2 protein-coding genes and 1 pseudogene are annotated in these 2055 nt (G+C 71.9%); 2 read left to right on the top strand and 1 reads right to left on the bottom strand.

Annotated features, from left to right (window positions below; translation table 11 throughout):
- On the bottom strand, positions 1-287 hold a 287-nt coding region (locus JMF90_RS40440; protein ID WP_236598102.1), incomplete at its 3' end, for a hypothetical protein.
- Here JMF90_RS40440 and JMF90_RS34875 point away from each other — a divergent pair.
- Both JMF90_RS34875 and JMF90_RS34870 read left to right on the top strand, forming a co-directional pair.
- Positions 274-891 (top strand): DUF4126 domain-containing protein, encoded by a 618-nt coding sequence (locus JMF90_RS34875; protein ID WP_006483514.1) that lies wholly within the window; start codon positions 274-276, stop codon positions 889-891. The two genes, JMF90_RS40440 and JMF90_RS34875, sit on opposite strands and share 14 nt — an antisense overlap.
- Positions 888-2015, top strand: a pseudogene (locus JMF90_RS34870) (ABC transporter permease); the annotation flags it as partial. The gene JMF90_RS34875 and the pseudogene JMF90_RS34870, both read left to right, overlap by 4 nt.
- Positions 2016-2055 lie beyond the last annotated feature (40 nt).

Raw genomic sequence — 2055 nt, 5'->3', positions numbered from 1 at the left:
GCGCGGCGCTGATCGTCGCGGGGCTGGTCGGCCTGAAGCTGTCGTCGGCCGCCTGACGACGGGATGCCGGGCGCGCATGCGCCCGGGCGCCATCCCGCACTGCGGAATTGCGCCGGCCGCCCGCCCAGCCTGTCTATAATGGAACGCATTCGGGCCTGAATCCCGTCGTGCTTCGCGCGGCACGCGGTGCCGGTCGCCACGCGCCGCGCGGCCAGTCTGTCCGACCCGATCCGGTCAATCGGCAAAACGCACGGAAAGTGCAAGGAGAGGGCCATGATCGAAGCCATTTCGCTCGGCGCGGGGCTCGCGTGGGCGAGCGGCCTGCGCCTGTACCTGACGGTCCTGATCGCCGGCGTGCTGGCGCGGTTCGGCTGGCTCCATCTGCCCGACACGCTGGCCGTGCTGATGTCGCCGTGGGTCATCGGCGCCGCGGCCGTGCTCACCGTAACCGAATTCCTTGCCGACAAGATCCCCGCGTTCGACTCGCTGTGGGATGCCGTGCATACCTTCATCCGCATTCCGGCCGGCGCCGTGCTCGCGGCCGGCGCGCTCGGCCATGCCGACCCGACCATGCTGGCGGTCGCGGGGCTCGCCGGCGGCTCGCTCGCCGGCGCCGCGCACGTGGCGAAGGCCGGCACGCGCGCGCTGATCAACCTGTCTCCCGAACCGATTTCGAACTGGGTCGCGTCGTCGACCGAGGACGGTCTCGTGGTCGGCGGGCTCGTCCTCGCGTTCTTCGTTCCGCTCGCGTTCCTCGTGCTGCTCGCTGCGTTCATCGCGGCGTCGGCGTGGGCGCTGCCGCGGCTGTGGCGCGGCGTGTCGGGTGGTTTTCGCGGAATGGCGAACCACATGGTGTCGCGGCTCAACTCGATCGGAGGGAAACGCGATTGAAGGGGCCGCAACACGCGGCGCAGCCGCCGGCCGGCCAACCCGGCCATGACGGGCGCGCGCATGCCGGCCGCTTCGGCCTGCGCGACCTGATCCACCAGGCCGCCCGGATGACCGCGCGCGACTGGCGCGCGGGCGAACTGACGCTGCTGGTCCTCGCGCTGGTGCTCGCGGTCGCGGCGCTGACGAGCGTCGGCTTTCTCGCCGACCGCCTGCGCCAGGGGCTCGAGCGCGACGCGCGCCAGATGCTCGGCGCCGATTTCGTCGTGCGTGCCGATCGCCCCGTCGATCCGTCGTTCGACCGGCAGGCCCGCGCGCTGGGCCTGCGTACCGCCACGACCGCCATCTTCCCGAGCATGATCGCGGCCGCCGCGGGCGGGCAGGCGGCCGACGCCGCGCCGTCGCGCCTCGCCGCCGTGAAGGCCGTGTCGCCCGGCTATCCGTTGCGCGGCGCGGTCGAGATTCTGCCGGTTGGTGCGACCGTCGCGCAGAAGGCGGCCGCGATTCCCGCGCCCGGCACCGTATGGGCCGACCCGGCGCTGCTCGACGCGCTGCACCTGAAGGCGGGCGATACGGTGCGCGTCGGGCTGCGCACGTTCACGGTCGCCGCGGCGATCACCCGCGAACTCGATCGCGGCTTTTCGTTCGTCAATTTTTCGCCGCGGCTGATGATGCGCGCGGACGAGCTCGCCGCGACGGGGCTCACGGGCTACGGCAGCCGCGTCACGTACCGGCTGCTGGTCGCCGGCGACGCACCGGCCATTGCGCGCTTCGAAACGTATGCGCACCAGCGCGTCGACGGCGGGAAGCTGCGCGGTGTCGGGCTCGAGTCGTTGCAGGAAGGGCAGCCGCAGGTGCGGCAGACGCTGGATCGCGCGCGTCATTTCCTGACGCTCGTCGCGTTGCTGACCGCGCTGCTCGCGGCGGTCGCGATCGCGATGGCCGCGCAGCGCTACATGCGGCGTCATCTCGACGGCTGCGCAACGATGCGCTGCCTCGGCGTGAGCCGCCGCACGCTCGGCGCGCTGTTCGCGCTCGAATTCGTCGGCGTCGGCGTCGTGTCGGGCGCCGCGGGCGCGGTGCTGGGCTACGGCGGCCACTGGGCGCTGCTGGCCGCGCTCGGCACGTAATAACTTCGTATAGCATACATTATACGAAGTTATACGA

The sequence above is a fragment of the Burkholderia sp. E168m23 genome (assembly GCF_016586125.1).
GTDB classification, from domain to species: domain Bacteria; phylum Pseudomonadota; class Gammaproteobacteria; order Burkholderiales; family Burkholderiaceae; genus Burkholderia; species Burkholderia orbicola.
Note: the sequence above shows the minus strand (reverse complement) of the source record. Positions and strands in the feature narration are given on the sequence as shown.

Excerpts from the sequence above, each read along its gene's own strand:
- JMF90_RS34875 (WP_006483514.1), top strand. The coding sequence starts at position 274 with ATGATCGAAGCCATTTCGCTCGGCGCGGGGCTCGCGTGGGCGAGCGGC.